This is a genomic window from Oenococcus oeni DSM 20252 = AWRIB129 (genome assembly GCF_000372485.1).
Classification (GTDB): Bacteria; Bacillota; Bacilli; order Lactobacillales; family Lactobacillaceae; genus Oenococcus; species Oenococcus oeni.
This window is the reverse complement of record NZ_AQVA01000001.1, coordinates 163,852-181,877: the sequence shown is the minus strand read 5'-3', so window position 1 is coordinate 181,877 and position 18,026 is coordinate 163,852. Positions and strand designations below refer to the sequence as shown.

Sequence of the window (18,026 nt, the reverse complement as noted above, 5' to 3'; positions counted from 1 at the left end):
GTATTAAGTATTGGATTTATTCAAATAACAATTATAAATCCGACGAGCTTCCTTTTCTGGAAGATAGCGAATCTGAACTTCATGATTAGAATTAGCGTGACGAATACTGATAGATAAATGAACTAAATGTTTGCGAGCCATCCAAATAGTTTGCCGATAACTGACAGATTGTATTTTATTTTGCTGAATCAAATAGAGCTCATTAGTCCAAAAACGACCGCTTTGAAATAAATAACGCCCACCGGGGATAATTGCAAAAGCCATATGGCGGCTTTTGTAGTAGCCAAGACTGATAACCAGAGGAACAATCAGCAATGAAAAACAACCCCAAAAATGATAGAAATATATCAAGGCTACGATCGGAAGCAAGCAAACCAGAATAGCATTACGGATAAAATACCAACTCTGAAAAGTCGGTAAGTGGGTTAATTTAGGCATTTGTTTAGGAAAGTAGGAAATAAATTTCTGAACTTGTTGAAAAAGCTGTTGTTTTTCAATAACAGGAAGAATAACCAGATCGCCGGCATCCTTCTCGTTTTTACCGGCATCCGAAGCAACGATTGTTTCAACAGTTGCTAATTTCAACCACTGACGTAAAATACTTTGCTTGACAAAAACTGCTTGGATTTTTTTTAAGGGCAAACTAACAACATATCTTTGAAAAAAACCACGAATCGTCGTTAACTTATGCTCACTCTTAATCAAAGTGAAGTGATAATACTTTTGGACAGTGGTCAAATAGGAGGCAAGCAAACTGAAAAGCAGGATCAGGATTAGGATAATTAAAAATTCCTGTGCGACCAAACTGTTAATTGTCGATTCAACCGGCTTCTTAATGCTTTGCGGTAAATAATCATCAACCTGAGAAAAGAATCCAACAAAACCCAAAAGGGTTGGAATAATGCCGAATGAAGTCAAGGCATATTTTGATAAATCATGAAAATTTATTTGATAGTTGCTATCAATTTTTTTATTTTTGGCTTGTTGGGGAACAACTTCCGACGAAACGTCTTCCAGACGAGACTGTTGATTTAGTTTTTCAATAAAATTGGAAATTTTTAAAGGAATAACCGGCAAAATCGCTTCGGCTTTTCCATCATTATGACCGGCCGTTTCGATTGAAAGCGATTCAAGACCAAAAGGCTGCAAGAAAAACCATTGTTTATGCTGAATTGTTTGGATCTTATTAAACGGAATGTGTTCATGATGACGGACAAAAACTCCAGAATCAATCGTTAAACTGTTTTCGTCAAATCGATAAGCAAAAAATATATATCTAAATAAGGCATCTATAAAAGAAAAAATCAGTAGAAGAATTAATGATCCATACAGTAATAATCCTGAATGGCGGTCCCCAATAATTTCAAAAAATAAAAAAATAATAAATAAAAGATATCTTTTCAAATTATTGTATAAAAAAACAAAAAAGGCCAATGGATGCAAACGACTATTTTTATTCATAATCTTATTCATCGCGGGCCTCCAAAGCCAAGTGCATAATCTGATCACGCAGCCGCCTTGCGGTATCGTCTTTTAAACCGTCAATCTTATGACTACTGGAGGCAGTTGCAACGACCACTTTCTCCGGTTTTTGCCATTGAAGTACAGGGCCGGCTGATAAAGTGACGTTTTGAACCCGGGCAATTGGAATCGCCACCCGGTCACGAAAAATAAAACCGGACTGTATTTCAACTGAATCATTGGTAATTTTATATTGCCAAAAACGATAACGATAAGGAATTGAAAGCAGTTCAAAAGAAATAATCAATAAAGCTAAAACTAAGGCTGGATAGATCAACCAATCGGCCAGTTTCCAATAATGAATGGCAAATTCCAGCAATACCATACCGATGACAAGTAAAAGCAAATTCCCGAAAACGTGAATTAGCCAAATGAATTTGATTCTTGATGGCAATTGTTCGATTTTATTCATTATGTCTCTCCAAAGTGATGAAATATTCTTACATAAGATATCTTACTTCGAAATATATGTCAAACGTTTTAAAAATAAAATTGTTTTTAAAATTCATGCAAGAAAGAGTTTTAGCAAAAGTCAATCAATTTTTCACTAAGTTTTGCTTGCTGTTAGACTAAAAAAGGGGTGTAAAATGTGTGGGCGTTTTATGTTTAAACCAACGGATAGTCCAGAAATTCAACGAATCTATCAATTGGCTCTTGATAATGGATATCAACTAAAAAGTGGAGAAATCTTTCCAACAGATCAAACGGCACTGATTGTTGCCGGCAAAAAACAGGTCAGAATCGTTCAAATGCCTTGGGGTTTTCCCGGTTTTAAAGAAAAACAAATAATCATCAATGCCCGTGCAGAAACGATTATGAATAAGGAAATCTTTGCCGATGCTTTTATCAAATATCGCTGCGTTTATCCGACAAGTGGTTTCTTTGAGTGGACCAAGGATAAACAAAAAATCTATTTCAACTATCAAGAAAAGCCGAGTGCACTCTATATTGCCGGTTTTTATAACTTTTTTGATGGCCAAGCAAAATCGATTTTGATTACGACTGTGCCTAATGCTTCCGTCGCTCCGATTCATAATCGAATGCCTTTGATTCTAAAGAAAGAAGAAATCAATCGTTGGATTTATGATTCTAATTTCGCAAAAAATTTATTGGCAAAACAAATGCCGCTTTTGACAGCAAAAAAAATTTAATCGGATAAACCTAAAAAAATACAGAAGATATGGATTTTAAATATTTAAAAAAATCTGCCGTTTCAAATAACGACAGATTTTTAATAGAAGATGAAAATATATAAAATAATTAGAGTGCTCTACTCTTTAACTTTGATTGGCGAGTTTAATAAATTGTTGAATTTGATGATTGGAAACGCCCATCATCATCAAAGCTCTCAGAGGCATATTGGTCAAAATTGCTTGATTATTCTCATCGCCGGCCAGTTGTTCCAACAATTTATCCAATCCGCTCTCTTTCAAAGGTGCTTTAAAAGCCTGCTCCTTTAAAATATCACTCAGATAACTGTCAGGGCTAAGTGCCTGCACTTTATTCTCCGACCAATCGATAAGCAAATTCTTGGTTAAACGAATATCGCGACTGGAGGCAGCCAACTGTATTTGGTAAGAGCCATTGTCAACCTGCCATTTATCAGTCTCAGGATTGTACCAGCTAAAAGATCTTTTATCCAAGACAATTTCGACTTGTTTTGTCTGTCCCGGATTCAAAGAAACTTTGGCAAAACCTTTTAGTTCCTTCAGCGGTTTTTCGATTTCACTAGTCTGATTGGAAAGATATATCTGAGCTGTTTCTTTGCCGGCAACCGAACCGGTATTTTTAATTTCAAAACTAACAGTTACTTCATGATCGCTTTTTAAAAGTTCCAGTTTTCTATATTCGAAAGTTGTATAACTCAGTCCATGACCAAAAGGAAACAGGACTTCCTGTTTTTTCTTGTCATAATAGCGGTAACCAACGAAGAGACCTTCATGATAATTCTCATTTTTCCGATCTGCGTTAAAAGTCAAATAAGTCGGATTATCGGCCAATTTTATAGGAAAACTTTCGGCCAACTTGCCTGACGGGTTAACACGACCAAATAGAATATCCCACGTAGCCTCGCCAACGGCCTCGCCAGCCAAATAGGTCTCGACGATTGCTTCTACCTGTCCAACCCAAGGCATTTCAAGAGCCGATCCGTTCTCTAAAACAACGATTATTTTTTTATTAACAGCAGCTAATCGTTCGATTAAATGATTTTGATTATCAGGCAAACTAATCGTTTTCTTATCAAAACCTTCCGATTCATAAGAACTTGGAAAACCGGAAAAAACAACTACCTGATCGGCTTGCTTTGCCAGATCGACTGCCGCTTGTTCGGCCTGCTGATCGATTTGATCAGAGTCTATTTGATAACCCGCTTGATAAGCAGTCTTCGGCAAAATATCCTGAACAACTTTTAGCGGAGTAGTGGTATTAAAGGCATTGACATGAGCACTGCCGGACCCCTGATAACGTGGTTTTTCAGCTAATTGTCCAATCACAGCTAAAGACTGATTAGATTTAAGCGGTAAGAGCTGTTGCTCGTTTTTTAATAGAACAATACTTTCACCGGCAAGCTGGCGAGCAAATCGATGCTGTTTTTCCAGATCATAAGAGATAACCGTCTTATTTTCCGGCTGCCATTTTTCAACCATTTGGATAACTCTTGAGGCAGCCCGCTCCAAAACTTTTTCATCCAGTTGACCTTTGTTAACGGCTTCGATAATCTCACTAGTCGACTCGTTTCCCTTGCCAGGCATTTCCAAATCCAAACCAGCTTTTAAGGCCGCAACATGATCACTGACAGCGCCCCAATCGGACATCACAAGTCCTTTGAATCCCCATTCTTCTCTTAAAATTTGCGTCAACAAGCGTTGGTTTTGGGAATTGAGGGTTCCGTTAATCGCATTATAAGAGCACATGATTGTTGCCGGTCGAGCCATTTTAACAGCCTTTTCAAAAGCTGAAAGATATAATTCATGCAGACTGCGTTGATCAATATTGGAGGAAGCTGTAAAACGCTGGTCCTCCCGATTGTTAGCGGCAAAATGTTTTAGGCTGACGCCGACACCACTTTCTTGAACACCTTGAACATAGGAACTGGCCAATTCACCAGTAAGATAAGGATCTTCAGAAAAGTATTCAAAATTACGTCCGGCCAAAGGACTTCTTTTTAGATTGATACCGGGCCCTAATAAAATCCCGACTCGTTCAGCCTTGGCCGCCTGGCCAAGATTTCTGCCCAATTCCTGCAGCAGAGCACGATCAAAGGAAGCAGCCGTCAAAGACGAAGAAGGAAAATTAACTGCAACGACGCTTTTGTTCAGGCCCAAAGCATTGGAAGCATCAGCCTGTTTTCTCAGTCCAGACGGTCCATCGGAAACCATCATTCTATCTAAACCGGAAACTTGAGCGGTAAACCAAAAATCTTTGCCGGAAACAAGATCGGCTTTTTCTTTTAAAGATAATCCTGAAATAATTGAAGTAATCTTAGACAAGTTAGACTCCTTTTAAAATGAAAATTTTTGTTAAATTGAATATCAGTAGAAAATTTAACAAATTTCTAAATTGGCGAATAAAGCAAGTATTTAATTATTTCCATCGATTGCTTTAGTTGTGTTTGATCCGATACCCTTTTTGAATACCGGAAAAACAAAGATAACCGCTAAAACACCATAGAACAAGACGGACATTGATAAGCCCTCTTTAGCGCTACTGTTGCCGATTGCATTCGATATAATCGACACGATATACGGAGAAAAGAAGGCCTCTAAATTACATGCAACCATCGCTAATGATACAGATATATTTTTCGATGCAGCGTTAACATTATCGAATATCACTCCGTACAAATAAGATATAAGCATACTGTAACCGATATATACGAGTGAAGTTCCAACCGTAAAGAGAATCATTTCGCTACTATAAGCGACGCCGGCAAAGCCGAGAGCAACAACCGCGCTGGAAAAAATAGGAGTTATATTTTTCAGATGGACATAAACTCTTCCATATAGGAAACCACTCACAGCACCTAACAAGCCGCCAATTGTTAATGCAGTACCAAGAAAAGCAGCATTTTTAATATTTTGTTCGGTGAGAAATTCACTTGTTTTCGTGGCTATATTCATCAGAAAAACAAACATGAAGAACATACTAACAACCGATAAAATGACAGTTGAATTAAGTTTTATTTTATTTTTTTCCTGGGCATTCAAGGCAGAACTATCGTTAGCAATTTTTTTGCTTGGTTCAGGAACATTAAGGTAGAAAACGAGCAAAATCGGAATCGACAAAGCATAAACCAAATATGCGTAATGCCAATCATAACTTACTAAAATTCCGGCTAGAAAGGTTGTTAAGGCCGACCCGATTGCCGAGGTAGCCGTTTGAAAACCTAAAAGTTTTTTCTGTTCGACTCCGGTAAAAAAGTCGCTAATCAAGCCAACGGCAAGTGTGTTGTAGGTTCCAACTCCGGCACCCAACAAAAATCGGCAAAAAATAATAGCTGGAAAGCTCGTAACAAAAGCAGGCAAAACACCTCCAATAAATGCCATAGAGAGTCCCAACAAAACAGTTTTCTTTTTTCCAATCAATCTAATAACAAAATTGCTAAGCAAAATAAACAACAACATTGAAAATGATGGAATCGTTACAAGGGATTCGACGGTTGTCGCACTGATATTTGAAAAAGTTGCTTCCATCGGTGCAACGGTAACCGAAATTGCTGTGGCGTCGCTTATTAACAAAGAAGTTGCCAAGATGCCAAGCTTTAAACCCAAATTATTTGTTTTTTTGTCCATGGTTATATACCTCTAAAGAGCAGTTCTCAATCAATTGTTTTTATATGAAAAACATTGACTGAAGCTGGTGACAGCTCTAAAGTTATTTCTCCTTTACTAAAATCTTTAACTTCCGTTTGCTGCATCCTAATCAAGTCGGGATTATCGGACGAATTAAAATCGGTAGGACGATCAGATTGCAGAAAATCTTTGCTAATACTTTCAATTTCCCTGTTTAATTCAACTGTCAGCTTGACCTGATCGTTTAAATTAGCGTTAATAACATCGAGAATAATTTCTCCATCTTTTTTCGAAGCAAAAGTATAAACGTTTTTTTGATCCTGATTAGTCTGAATTTTCAAAGCAGAATTGCCTCTATGTGCCTTATACATCATGAAAACATCATAGTTCGGCGTCAGAATTGTCTGGTCGCCTTCAGTCAATATCAGGGCGTTTAAAACGTTAATTGTTTGAGCAACACAAGCCATCGTTACTTTATCGGAATTTTTCTGCAAAATATCCAACATGAGAGCCGTTGAAATTGCATCCCGCATCGTGACCTGCTGTTTTAATGCTGGTTTGGCAGTAAAAGCAGTTCTATGCCAATTGCCCCATTCGCCAACCACCAAATCAATTCGATCAAGTCTGTGGTCCAGCGATGATTCGGGTTGAGGTATATTTTGCAAACCCTCTTTAATCAAATCAGCCTGTTGATTGATAATCTGATCTAACTCCCGAGTCCCGTTGATAACTCGGTACCAGTCATCTTCGCCAAAATCCGTCGGCGTATCGGATTCGTGTTCAATGTTCCAGTTATAAAAGTGCAGATCCATAGCGTTAATGCCCGGTTGCCGATAACGGGAAAAAGCCTTCAAGAAATCTTTTGTCCACTTAACACGTTCTATCGGCTTATTGCCATCGGGGCCGCTTGCAATTTTATAGATTGGGTTCTGATCAAAAATGCTTTTTTGGAAGGTCGGCATCGCCGATGCATATTCCCGATACTTGTCGGCATACATTTCCGGTGTCATTGATCCGCCACCGCCCCAAACCTCATTACCAATTCCCTAATATTTAACAGCATATGGTTCAGCGTGCCCATTATCTTTTCTTTGATTCGATAACGAGGTTTTTTCACTGCGATTGCAATACTCCATCCAATCCTTCATCTCCTGGACACTAGCGCTGAGCATATTCATATTGAACCAGGGCTGGGCACCGATTAATTCACAGAATTCCATAAATTCATCCGTGCCAAACGAATGTCGATCTCTTTGATAGGTTCCAAAATTTTCATTGAAGGAAATCGGTCGATCTTTCTGTGGACCAATACCGTCTCGCCAATGATAGGTGTCGGCATAACATCCACCAGGCCAACGTACAACTGGTGGAGCAAGTTTTTTAGGGCATCGACAGTTCCTTTTCGCATCCCGTCGATGTTGGGAATTTTGGAATCCTTGCCTACCCAGATTCCTTCATCGATGCAATTTCCTAAAAATTCAATAAATTGACCATGCAAATTCGGATTAATTTGTCCGTAACTATTTTGGTCATTAATATTTATCTTCATAAATTTGTTGCCTCCTTACGAAATCTATTGTAATAATAATGTAAGCGTTTTAATATAAGAATTTTAAACAGATTAGCAAATTTTTATGCTGAATTATTATAAAAATTTGCTAATTGCAACTTAACTAGATTTAAATTCTTAAGAAGGCTCAGTCATTGAAAACCGCATTGGATGCCATTTTGAATCATCTTATAAGAGTCCTCCGGGTCCCGATTCGCTTATTTCAGCAGGATCGTTTAATTCAGTACTGGGGGCATCCTCCACATTCAGACAAATTAATCGATAATCGTGAATTGATTAATCAACTATTGCTCGATTCGAGTAAAGATTTTCCATATTTAAAATATTTGTCGGCACAAAAAGTGATTGCCGTAATTTCCGGTAAAAATATTAAATACCTGATTGGTCCGGTTACTATTAATGATTCATCTGAGAAAACACCCGTTTTCGCTCAAACCGACGATTCTACTTATTCGACAGAATTTTTATTCGAAGAATTAAATTTGCTGCAAAACGCAATTCATGGAAGCGATCTTCAAAATTCGGACATTTTTATCAATAATCACTTGAGCGAAAATAAAATTAGAAACAACGATGCACAAATAGCCCGTTATTCCAGTGACAACCAAGAAAACGAATTTGTTCATAATCCATACGATCAGGAAGTAAGAGAGCTTCGCAGCGTGACGGAAGGTAACTTATCGGCCATGAAGGAAAGTATCCACGAGTCATACGAAGGGAGTTTTGCTACACTTGGACCAACCAAATTGCGTTCTTTGAAAAATCTGGCAATTGTTGATTTGGCCTTGTTAGCACGAGCCGCCATTAAAGGCGGAATTGATTATGAACAATCTTTTACAATCAATGACCAATATATTCGATCGGTTGAACAAGCCAATAATGTTCAGGACGTAATTGCTTTAAGTTTGCAGGCAAAAATCCAATATACCGAGTTGGTTCATAATATTAATTATCCAGTCGAAAAGACAAAGACCAATTTAATCATCAAACGCTGCAAAAAATATATCCAAACTCATTTGCACAATAAAATTCATCTTGAAAAACTCGCCAAATATTGTAATGTCAGCGAACAATACTTATCCAAAATATTTCACAATACTCAGCAAACAACTGTAAATGAATATATTCAGAGGGAAAAAATCGAAGCGAGCAAACGCGATTTGATTTATGCAGACTTGCCGATCAATACGGTTGCACTCAATTTTGCTTATGCATCGACAAGTCACTATGGAAGTGTGTTTAAAAGAATTATCGGCATGATACCACTAAAATATCGCAATACATTCGGCAAAGTCTGAGAAAACTTAGTAATAAACATGTTCATAAAAAACTTAATTGGGATAATAAAATAAAAGAATTCTCTTTTAGAATTCTTTTTTTGAATATAGCTTATATAAAAGCCCTATTAAAAATGAAGTAATCATTCTACTGATCTGTTAGAACTTTCATAAATGTTGCGGAAAAAATCGGCTTCAAGATCATTGCATTCTTTTGCCAATTCATCTCTTTGATCAAGTTGGAAATCATGCCCTCTTGGATGCTGGTCATCGCCAAATACCCGTTGTTGAACATTAACGCCGACCTTTTTAAGTTTTTCTGCCAATTGGAGCGACTGATGTTTTAAGAAATCGTCTACAGCAGTGACAATATAAACTGGTGGAAAATCTTTTGTCAGATACTCCTCCGTCCGTAGTTGTTGTCCCCATTTTTCCAAAGCATTTTTGCCAAAATAGGCTTCGACTTCACTGTCCTCCGGCATGCTTTCCGGATCAGCCAGACAAGAAAGAGCGGAATTCAGACCAGTCGCCAGAATTCTTAGTTTGGGTGAATTGTAATCAAACAATTTTTTAAAATCCGGATTGCTGAGAATCGTCAAATATTGTTCAGCCAATTGCCCACCAGCACTGTCGCCGACAACAAAGACTGATTGTGGATCCAAACCATAATCCCGGGCATGGTTGCCGAGCCAATTCATCATTTCGTTAACATCTTCCAAAGCGGCTGGATAGGGATGATCAGGCGCTAAGCGATAATTAAAATTGATAACTCCAAAACCGCGTTGAGCCATGCCCAAACAATAGAACTGATATCCTTCTTTATTTCCATAGAAAAAACCACCGCCGTGAATGCTGATAAGCATTGGAATCGGAAGATCATGATCCTCCGGTAGATATATATCGAACAAATTATCCTTGCCGTGGGAACCATAGCTCAAATTATCATAGCGTTTAATACCTTTTGGCGAGGTTGATAAGCCTTCATCGCGTTTTGCATCGGCTTTTCCCCATTCCTGCTTAAACTTTTCGATTTTTTTTAAAACTATTTCTGACATATTTAATCCTGATTTTTATTTTATTTATAAGAAATTTAAATTAAAAACATTCAATTTAAACAATTTCTTTCTTGTTTCTCGTTTTAAAAGAAAATATTGAAAAAATTGATATCACGAACATAACAATAAAAGCGATCATCGCGACCAGCATGCTCGACTGAGCGCCGGCTGTCCAAAATAATCCTCCGAGAAAATTCAAAATTGTCGGGCAGGCAAAAACTCCAATATTAGTAGTAACTAATAAAACAGTAGATGCCAAATTTTCCGAATTCTTTGGTGCAACCTTAGCCATCCAGACATAAATCGACGGTACCATAAGTCCAAAACCAACACCGGAAACAATTGCGCCTAAACCAACGATCAACAAATCACTGCCAAAAGCAATCAGTGAAAATCCAAGGGCAGCAAATAAGAATCCTGCAGATAAAGTAAGGTTCTTTAGGAATTTACTTACTTTGCCATAAACGGCTCCAATCGGAATACCAAACAAAGTTGTAATTCCGTTTAAAACAGATACCTGGCTCAAACTACCAATTTTTTTAGCCGTTACCAAGGCTGGAAGCTGTAATTGGGAAGCCAGGAAAAACGCAAAAACCAAAAAAATCAAAACCGACAGTCCCCAAACCGGAAGATTGATTGTTTGTTTACCGGAATTTGAAGATACTTGTTTTCCTGAAGAAGAAACACTTTTACCTTCATTTAACAGCTGTCGTGGAATACAGAAAATAAACAAAGCCATAATCGGTAATGCAATTAGATAAATCAGAAAAGTCTGGTGCCAACCCAAAGTAACCAGCCAGCTTACAAGGAAGGCTCCCAAGGCGCCTCCAAGCGATCCAGTCGCCCCCTGAAAACCCATCATCGTCGATAATTCATCACCCTTATAAAATCTCGCAATAAGACTGACGCACATGGAATTAAAAAGACCGATTCCGGATCCCAAGAGAAATCTGGAAACAAAAACGAGTGCATAATCGTTCGAAAAAACCGGAATTATACCGGCAACGAGTGCAAGCAATAGACCAAAAATCACTGTGTTTTTTCCTCCAATTAGTTTAATAACAAAAGTACTCAAGAAAAGGAAGACAATAATACCAAAATTCGGGACCGTTACCAAAGTTTCCACAGCCGTTTCCGTTTCCCCTTTAAAAGATCCATACATCAAGGGTAAAGCTGATGAAATAGCCGGAGCGATCATCGTCATCAAAGAGATTGAAAGAATTGATAGTTTGAATAAAGGTCTGTGAACTATATTCTCTTCTTGCATGTTTTATACCTCCAAATTAATTTCGTACAAGTATTTGCTTAATAATTATTTCTGCCGGCAAATCACTAAATTCTTTTTAAGTTAAATCCCTGTACAAAGTTAGGTTACAATGAAAGCGGTTACTTTAAGAGCGAATTGCGACCCTCTTTTCAGTCTTTTTATGACATCTTTTTCTTAAGCGAACAATATTTATATTCTGAATTTTAAAAAAGAGCTCTTCAATCATTATTGAAAGTAAAACTTATGTATTATCATGAATCAATCGATAGCAAATCCAAAATCTTTCCAGTCAAGATAATTCTGCATGATAAGGCAGTTAATGTTCCAAAACACTGGCATCGTTCTTTGGAAATAAGTTATACCTATCAGGGCAGCATTCCCGATTTCACAATTGCCGGGAAACACTATTCAACCCGACCGGGAACGATTTTAGTTGTTAATTCCAATGAGATTCACTCGGTGTTTTTCCCGAAAACAAAAAAACGGCAAGATAGTTTGGCTTTAAGTTTAATATTCCCTTATCCTTTTCTAATGAAAATAGTTCCTAATTATCGCTATCGTCGATATGAAATTCCCGATAAGGAATTATTAACAGCAAATAATCAACAGAATTTAGCAGAATTGGAAGGGATTTTAAAAAAATTCTTCCAATTTGCTTCCCATCAAACAAATTCTTTGGATGAGATCAGCAAAACTTCGCAAATATTACAGATTCTCTACCTGCTAACAAAAAATTTCTCCAGTATCGTAACGACGCCAAACGATCTTGCCACAACCGATAAACCATTTGAACGTTTGGATGAAATAATCATGTTTATTCAAGAACACGCCAAAGAAGCTTTGACAGTTACAAAAATTGCCGATCATTTTAATTTGTCTACTAGTTATTTTTCGAGAAATTTTAAGTATTATATGGGCAACTCGGTAATTGAATATTTGAATCTGGTTCGTCTTCATGAAGCATATCAGCTACTAACAAATACAAAAAAATCAATCCTGGTAATTTCTACTCAAGTTGGATTTCCGAATGAAAAAGCTTTTACGAGAACTTTTAAACGAATCTACAAAGTGACGCCAACCGATTATCGAAAACGACTGAGCGGAAAAAATAGAACGAACATACTTTGATGGATACTTATATAATTAAGTTGAGTTATTCGGGTTAATTTTCTTTTTCGATAAATTAGGGGGAGCTCAATGAACAAACATAAATTGTTGAACAGTTTTCTTCGTTGGGCTAAATTATTTAAAAAATATTACCAACAGGGGAATGTTAATAATAATGCGATAATCTTGTCTTACTATTTATTGCTTTCCCTACCACCAATTATTTTGATACTTGGAAATTTGCTGGCACATCTGAAAATCGGTGTTAGGACGATTCTTAATTACATTATTCAAATCACACCGTCTGATATGAGTAATATTATCAAACCGATTATCAATTCCTTTCTGACTAACGGCAGCAATAGTAGTTTGTCAATTGGAATTTTAGTTACAATCTGGTCGGCATCCGGATTAATTGCGACGCTTCGACGCTGCTTCAATCAGATTTACAATTCTTCGAGCAAACAAAATGCCATTGTAAGCAGAATTCTTTCTTTTATCCTGCTCTTACTGGCTTTTCTATTGTTCGCTCTTCTTCTATCAATAATGCTGTTTGGCCAATACCTTCTCAAATTACTGAAAAATAACTTTGGCACGTCTCTCGGTTGGCTGACGAGTCTGCTTGGAGCAAAAAATTTAATTGGTTTGGTCGGTTTATTTTCTCTCCTGATATTAATTTATTATTTCGTACCTCAGGCCAAAATAAAATGGCGCTACGTCTGGATTGGCGCAGTATTTACGTCTTTGGGCTGGCTATTACTGGCTCAGGGATTTCAGCTATATGTTGAATATTTTGCCCAACGGGTTTCTTCGTATCAGACAATCGGAAGCTTTATATTATTGATGTTTTGGCTTAATTTTTCTAGTTCCATTATTCTGATCGGTGGAGTAATAAATGCCAGCTGTCAAAATTATTTTGAAAAAGTGGTTAAATTTTAAAGCAAAAAATAGCAGAAAATACAAAAACCTGTTTTAGCAAAGGAAAAAAATCAATAAAAACTAAGACAAGTACTTATTCCGTAAAATTTGAATCTTTTCATCACTAAGGCCAAGGTATTTTTTTAAATAGGCCTGGGGGCTTCCAGCGATTTCATCCATAGCAGCGAAAGCATTTTCGAGATAGTTACGATCTGTCAGCAAAAAATGTTTTACATTATCTATATCGTCATCGTCCTCTCCTCTTTCAACCATCCGCTCTAACTCAACCTCTGTCTGTTCATGATTATAAGTATCCGTCAACAGGTAATCCTGAAAAATAGTTTTTTTGTCAATGCCAACGGCCAAAAAAAAGAGTGCCGTCGCAATACCTGTTCGATCTTTTCCTTTCGTACAGTGAAATAAAATTGCACCATCGTCCTGATTCAACAAGTAATCAAAAAATTGCCGATAGGCTTGTTGAGAAAATTCATCAGTGATCAAACGCCGATAAGTATTCATCATTTGCTTATATGCAAAACCGTTACTGTGGGATAAGCGATGAAATTCTTCCGGAGTAATCGTCGAATAAGTCGTGTCCTGGTCTAAAACTGTCAATCTTATATCATTGGAGGTCTCTGGATAAATATCAGGATCATTTAAGCTCTCGTCAAGACTGCGAAAATCAATAATCGTATTGATATGGCGGCGCTTTAGAACCCGAAGATCATGATTGGTAAAATTGTTCAGTGCAGAACCGCGAAAAAGCCTGCCCCAAAGAATTTTTTTTCCGTCATGGGTCTGATAAACCGCCGAGGTCACGAAAATTAGAACCACCTTTTATTTTTAAAACACGTTTTTCAAACATAAGACTCCAAAAAGAAAGACCGCTAAAAAAGCGATCAATAGTTATTTACTTCGTGCCGAATAAACGATCGCCGGCATCTCCTAGACCGGGAACGATATAACCATTTTGATTTAAATGATCATCAAGTGCTGCTGCATAAATATCGACATCCGGGTCAGCTGCCTGAACAGCCTTAACACCTTCCGGTGCAGCAACAAGCACCATTAATTTTATGTATTTCGCGCCACGCTTCTTTAGGGCGGCTATCGCATCTTTAGCAGAACCACCGGTTGCGAGCATTGGATCAACAACAATTACTTCTCTTTTTTCAATATCTTCGGGCAATTTAATGAAATATTCGTGCGGTTCGAGCGTTTTCTCATCACGATACATTCCAATATGGCCAATTCGAGCGGCCGGAATTAATTTAACGACACCGTCGACCATCCCTAAACCAGCTCGTAAAATCGGCACAACAGCGACCTTTTTACCAGTTAATTGTTTAACTGTCGCATGGGCAACAGGTGTATCTATTTCGACATCTTCCAGCTGCATATCACGGCTGACTTCGTAAGCCATCAGCATCGCGATTTCATTAACCAAGTCGCGAAAGTCTTTCGTACTAGTATTTTTATCACGTAAAATTCGTAATTTGTGTTGAATCAATGGATGATTGATTACAGTAAATTTAGACATGTTTTTAATAACCCTTTTCTATACTATCATTACAATCCGAAATGTTGGCCGCCAGCCGATTTTTCCAGACGATTCATATAAGCTTCTCCAATTCCTTCACTAGGCAGGGACTCAACATAAATTGTTTGAATATCTTTTTGATCGTCGAAAAACCTTAAAGCGGAAAATAATTCTTCGGTTGCCGAATCGGCCGTTTCACCCAGAGACCAGGAATGCCGGCGATCAAGTTTTAATTGATTCAAGCTGTCTTCTAAAGCGACAACGGCATCATTTTTTTTAAGCTGCTGTTTTAAATCTTTTAAGTCGGTTTGATTGAAAATCACGACTGCCTTGCTGGGAGCATAATGACGATATTTCATTCCGGGAGCTTTTGGAGCGATGTTCGCAGCAAGCGAGATTGGTCCAGTCGGATCAATTACTTTTTCTCCCAACACAGAAGAGACCTGATCGGCCGTGACTGCTCCTGGACGTAAAATGGTCGCTTGTTTGACTGACAGATCGACAATTGTTGATTCAACGCCAATCTCAGTTGGGCCATCGTCGATGACAGCATCAATCCTCCCATCCATATCATGGAGAACATGTTCGGCAGTTGTCGAAGAAGGTTTGGTCGATAAATTAGCTGAAGGGCCAACGATAGGATTATTTAACAAGGTAATCAAATGACGAGTCACATCGTTTTTTGGATTTCTAAAAGCCGCCGTTAATAGTCCGGCGGTAACGTTATCCGGCAGAATATCCTGATCAATTAAAGGCAAAATCATTGTTAAAGAACCAGGCCAAAAATTTTCAATCAATTTTTCGGCACGCCAATCCAGTTTAGCAAAACGAGAAGCCATTTCAGCATTGGATACAGTTACGATTAAAGGATTGTCGTGCGGGCGCTTTTTGGCAGCAAAGACCTTTTCCACTGCATCACGTTTAGTGGCATCAGCACCAATCCCATAAACAGTTTCAGTCGGGAAAGCAACAACCCCTCCGCTGGCCATTATATTGGCCGCTTCGGCAATTGCCTTTTCACTTGTTTTCAATACCAAGGTCATACTTCTAATTCCTCCATGCGATAAAACGATCCAATCCGGAAATATCTTTAAAAATTTCTATCTGGGCTTTTGGAAAATTCTTTTTAATCAAAGATTTGATTTCATCACCCTGACGATAATCCATTTCAAAAATTGCATAACCGTCCGGTTTTAAATGCTTAACAGTTTCCGGAATCATTTTCCTAAAAACATCCATACCATCGGCACCGGCATAAAGAGCCTGATGTGGCTCAAAATCAACAACCTGTTTGTCAATTTCTTTTTCACCAGTCTTAACATAAGGCGGGTTGGAAACAATCAAATCAAACAGGCCATTAACATTCTCCAAAAGATCGGAACGAATGAATTTAACTTCGGTAGCCGACAAATTTTGCGAATTTTTTTTAGCCAGGTCCAAAGCATCCTGACTGATATCGACAGCTAAAACATTTTTCGCTTTCAGTTCCAGCGCCAAAGTAATCGCCAGATTTCCACTCCCGGTACCGATATCCAAAATTGAAAAATCATCTTCCAAGGGCAGCAATACAGCGTTCTTAACGTGGTCAATCAACTCGGCTGTCTCAACTTCCGGAATCAAGACCTGTGGTCCAACCGAAAAATCCCGCCCATAAAAATTGGCAAAGCCGAGTACATATTGAACAGGTTCACCGGCTTGGACTTTGTCGAAATCCAGTCTGAGCTTGCTTTCGGTTCGTGCCGGAATTTGTTCGGAAAACCTTAACAAAAGTTCGGTATTGTTAATTTTCAATTCTCCGCGCAAAAAAACATCGATCGTTTCAAAGTCGACTGATGTTTTAAAAAAATCATTTCTAATTTGCCGTAAAGTGGTCATTAGCCTTTATTATAGTTAAATCATTTCCTCTAAGCGCTTAGTTTGATCAGCAATTATTAAAGCATCAATAATTTCTTCCAAATCGCCGTTAATTACCTTGTCCAGTTTATTCAAAGTGAAATTAATTCGATGGTCGGTAACTCTATTTTGAGGAAAATTATAGGTACGGATCCGTTCCGAGCGATCGCCGCTGCCGATTTTTGTCCGTCGCTGTTGATCGTATTGTTCACGGTTTTCCTGGGCAAAATGATCATAGACCCGCGAACGAAGAATCTGCCAAGCTTTACTTCGATTTTGTTGTTGGGAACGTTGCTCCTGCATTTCGACTTTGATTCCGGTTGGGAGATGGACAAGACGGACTGCCGAACTGGTTTTATTGATATGCTGGCCTCCAGCACCTGAAGAACGATAGACATCCTCACGAACGTCCTTCGGATCGATCAGGCCCTCTGTATCAATATCTTCAAACTCAGGCATAACTCCAACAGTTGCAGTACTGGTATGAACACGCCCCTGAGTCTCTGTAACGGGAACTCTTTGGACCCGATGAGCTCCGGATTCAAACTTCAGTTTGCTATAAACATTTTCACCAGAAATATTGATAACCGCTTCCTTAAAACCACCAGCCTCGCCGACTGTCTGGTCAACAATCTCAAAACTCCAATTCTGCGATTGGGCATAATGGGCATACATGTTCAGCAGATCACCAGCAAACAGGTTGGCTTCATCTCCACCAACAGCACCACGAATTTCCATGATAATATTCTTATCGTCATTCGGATCCTTTGGGATCATCAGAACTCTGAGTTTCTCTGATAGTTCGGATTGTTCCGGTTCCAATTCAGACAATTCTTTTTTTGCCAAAGAAGCCATTTCTTTATCATTTAAAAGTTCTTTGTCATCGTTGATTTCATTGGTTAACTGTTGATATCTGCGATAATTTTCGACAATTGGCGTAATCTCACCAAGTTCTTTGGCATAACGAGTATATTTGCCGCTATCAGAAGCCACATCGGGATCGGCCAGCAGCTCGTTAAGTTCATCGTAACGATCAACTACGTTTTGAATTTGTGCAAAGATTTTGTCCACTTATCTATAATAGT

The 18,026-nt window shown here is 38.2% G+C and carries 17 protein-coding genes; 4 read left to right on the top strand and 13 right to left on the bottom strand.

Going from position 1 to position 18,026, the window contains the following annotated elements; translation table 11 throughout:
* Positions 1 to 3 precede the first annotated feature (3 nt).
* Together A3G9_RS0100900 and A3G9_RS0100895 are read right to left on the bottom strand one after the other, a co-directional pair.
* Positions 4 to 1,473 (bottom strand): PH domain-containing protein, encoded by a 1,470-nt coding sequence (locus tag A3G9_RS0100900; protein WP_002821688.1) that lies wholly within the window; start codon positions 1,471 to 1,473, stop codon positions 4 to 6.
* Positions 1,466 to 1,933 (bottom strand): PH domain-containing protein, encoded by a 468-nt coding sequence (locus A3G9_RS0100895; protein WP_002819382.1) that lies wholly within the window; start codon positions 1,931 to 1,933, stop codon positions 1,466 to 1,468. The genes A3G9_RS0100900 and A3G9_RS0100895 overlap by 8 nt, the downstream gene beginning before the upstream one ends.
* A 190-nt stretch (positions 1,934 to 2,123) precedes the next feature.
* Between A3G9_RS0100895 and A3G9_RS0100890 the strand changes: the two genes are divergently transcribed.
* Entirely contained in the window at positions 2,124 to 2,672 is a 549-nt protein-coding gene (locus A3G9_RS0100890; RefSeq protein ID WP_002819384.1) for an SOS response-associated peptidase, read from the top strand.
* A gap of 126 nt (positions 2,673 to 2,798) precedes the next feature.
* Here the strand turns inward: A3G9_RS0100890 and A3G9_RS0100885 are convergent, their stop codons facing one another.
* The 4 genes from A3G9_RS0100885 to A3G9_RS1000000110775 form a co-directional block, all read right to left on the bottom strand.
* Positions 2,799 to 5,012, bottom strand: coding sequence for a glycoside hydrolase family 3 C-terminal domain-containing protein (locus A3G9_RS0100885; RefSeq protein ID WP_002819385.1), 2,214 nt, complete (start codon positions 5,010 to 5,012; stop codon positions 2,799 to 2,801).
* 90 nt (positions 5,013 to 5,102) lie between these two features.
* Positions 5,103 to 6,314 carry an MFS transporter gene (locus tag A3G9_RS0100880; RefSeq protein ID WP_002821687.1) on the bottom strand — a complete coding sequence of 404 codons (1,212 nt, stop codon included), beginning with the start codon at positions 6,312 to 6,314 and terminating at the stop codon, positions 5,103 to 5,105.
* Between the two features lie 26 nt (positions 6,315 to 6,340).
* A complete protein-coding gene (locus A3G9_RS1000000110325; RefSeq protein ID WP_071449377.1) occupies positions 6,341 to 7,324 on the bottom strand; it encodes an alpha-L-arabinofuranosidase C-terminal domain-containing protein in 984 nt (327 codons plus the stop codon).
* A gap of 36 nt (positions 7,325 to 7,360) precedes the next feature.
* Positions 7,361 to 7,762, bottom strand: a complete 402-nt coding sequence (locus A3G9_RS1000000110775) for a hypothetical protein (RefSeq protein ID WP_474147476.1) — start codon at positions 7,760 to 7,762, stop codon at positions 7,361 to 7,363.
* Between the two features lie 256 nt (positions 7,763 to 8,018).
* On the opposite strand from A3G9_RS1000000110775, the gene A3G9_RS0100870 reads away from it, so the two are divergent.
* Positions 8,019 to 9,182, top strand: a complete 1,164-nt coding sequence (locus tag A3G9_RS0100870; RefSeq protein WP_002821686.1) for a helix-turn-helix transcriptional regulator — start codon at positions 8,019 to 8,021, stop codon at positions 9,180 to 9,182.
* Between the two features lie 122 nt (positions 9,183 to 9,304).
* On the opposite strand, the gene A3G9_RS0100865 is transcribed toward A3G9_RS0100870, so the two are convergent.
* Complete coding sequence (locus A3G9_RS0100865) at positions 9,305 to 10,216, bottom strand: alpha/beta hydrolase (RefSeq protein WP_002821685.1); 912 nt, start codon at positions 10,214 to 10,216, stop codon at positions 9,305 to 9,307.
* Positions 10,217 to 10,271: 55 nt separating this feature from the next.
* Positions 10,272 to 11,483, bottom strand: a complete 1,212-nt coding sequence (locus A3G9_RS0100860; protein WP_002821684.1) for an MFS transporter — start codon at positions 11,481 to 11,483, stop codon at positions 10,272 to 10,274.
* 243 nt (positions 11,484 to 11,726) lie between these two features.
* On the opposite strand from A3G9_RS0100860, the gene A3G9_RS0100855 reads away from it, so the two are divergent.
* Both A3G9_RS0100855 and A3G9_RS0100850 read left to right on the top strand, forming a co-directional pair.
* Positions 11,727 to 12,611, top strand: coding sequence for an AraC family transcriptional regulator (locus A3G9_RS0100855; RefSeq protein ID WP_002821683.1), 885 nt, complete (start codon positions 11,727 to 11,729; stop codon positions 12,609 to 12,611).
* Between the two features lie 69 nt (positions 12,612 to 12,680).
* Entirely contained in the window at positions 12,681 to 13,529 is an 849-nt protein-coding gene (locus A3G9_RS0100850) for a YihY/virulence factor BrkB family protein (protein WP_002819394.1), read from the top strand.
* A 60-nt stretch (positions 13,530 to 13,589) separates the two neighbouring features.
* On the opposite strand, the gene A3G9_RS01000000109355 is transcribed toward A3G9_RS0100850, so the two are convergent.
* From A3G9_RS01000000109355 to prfA, 5 genes are all read right to left on the bottom strand, one after another.
* Complete coding sequence (locus tag A3G9_RS01000000109355) at positions 13,590 to 14,342, bottom strand: tyrosine-protein phosphatase (RefSeq protein WP_236608175.1); 753 nt, start codon at positions 14,340 to 14,342, stop codon at positions 13,590 to 13,592.
* 76 nt (positions 14,343 to 14,418) lie between these two features.
* A complete protein-coding gene (upp, locus tag A3G9_RS0100840) occupies positions 14,419 to 15,048 on the bottom strand; it encodes a uracil phosphoribosyltransferase (protein ID WP_002819396.1) in 630 nt (209 codons plus the stop codon).
* A 29-nt stretch (positions 15,049 to 15,077) separates the two neighbouring features.
* Positions 15,078 to 16,091 (bottom strand): L-threonylcarbamoyladenylate synthase, encoded by a 1,014-nt coding sequence (locus tag A3G9_RS0100835; protein ID WP_002821681.1) that lies wholly within the window; start codon positions 16,089 to 16,091, stop codon positions 15,078 to 15,080.
* 4 nt (positions 16,092 to 16,095) lie between these two features.
* Complete coding sequence (gene prmC / locus A3G9_RS0100830) at positions 16,096 to 16,923, bottom strand: peptide chain release factor N(5)-glutamine methyltransferase (RefSeq protein ID WP_002819398.1); 828 nt, start codon at positions 16,921 to 16,923, stop codon at positions 16,096 to 16,098.
* Positions 16,924 to 16,938: 15 nt separating this feature from the next.
* Positions 16,939 to 18,012, bottom strand: coding sequence for a peptide chain release factor 1 (prfA, locus tag A3G9_RS0100825; protein ID WP_002819399.1), 1,074 nt, complete (start codon positions 18,010 to 18,012; stop codon positions 16,939 to 16,941).
* Positions 18,013 to 18,026: the final 14 nt, after the last annotated feature.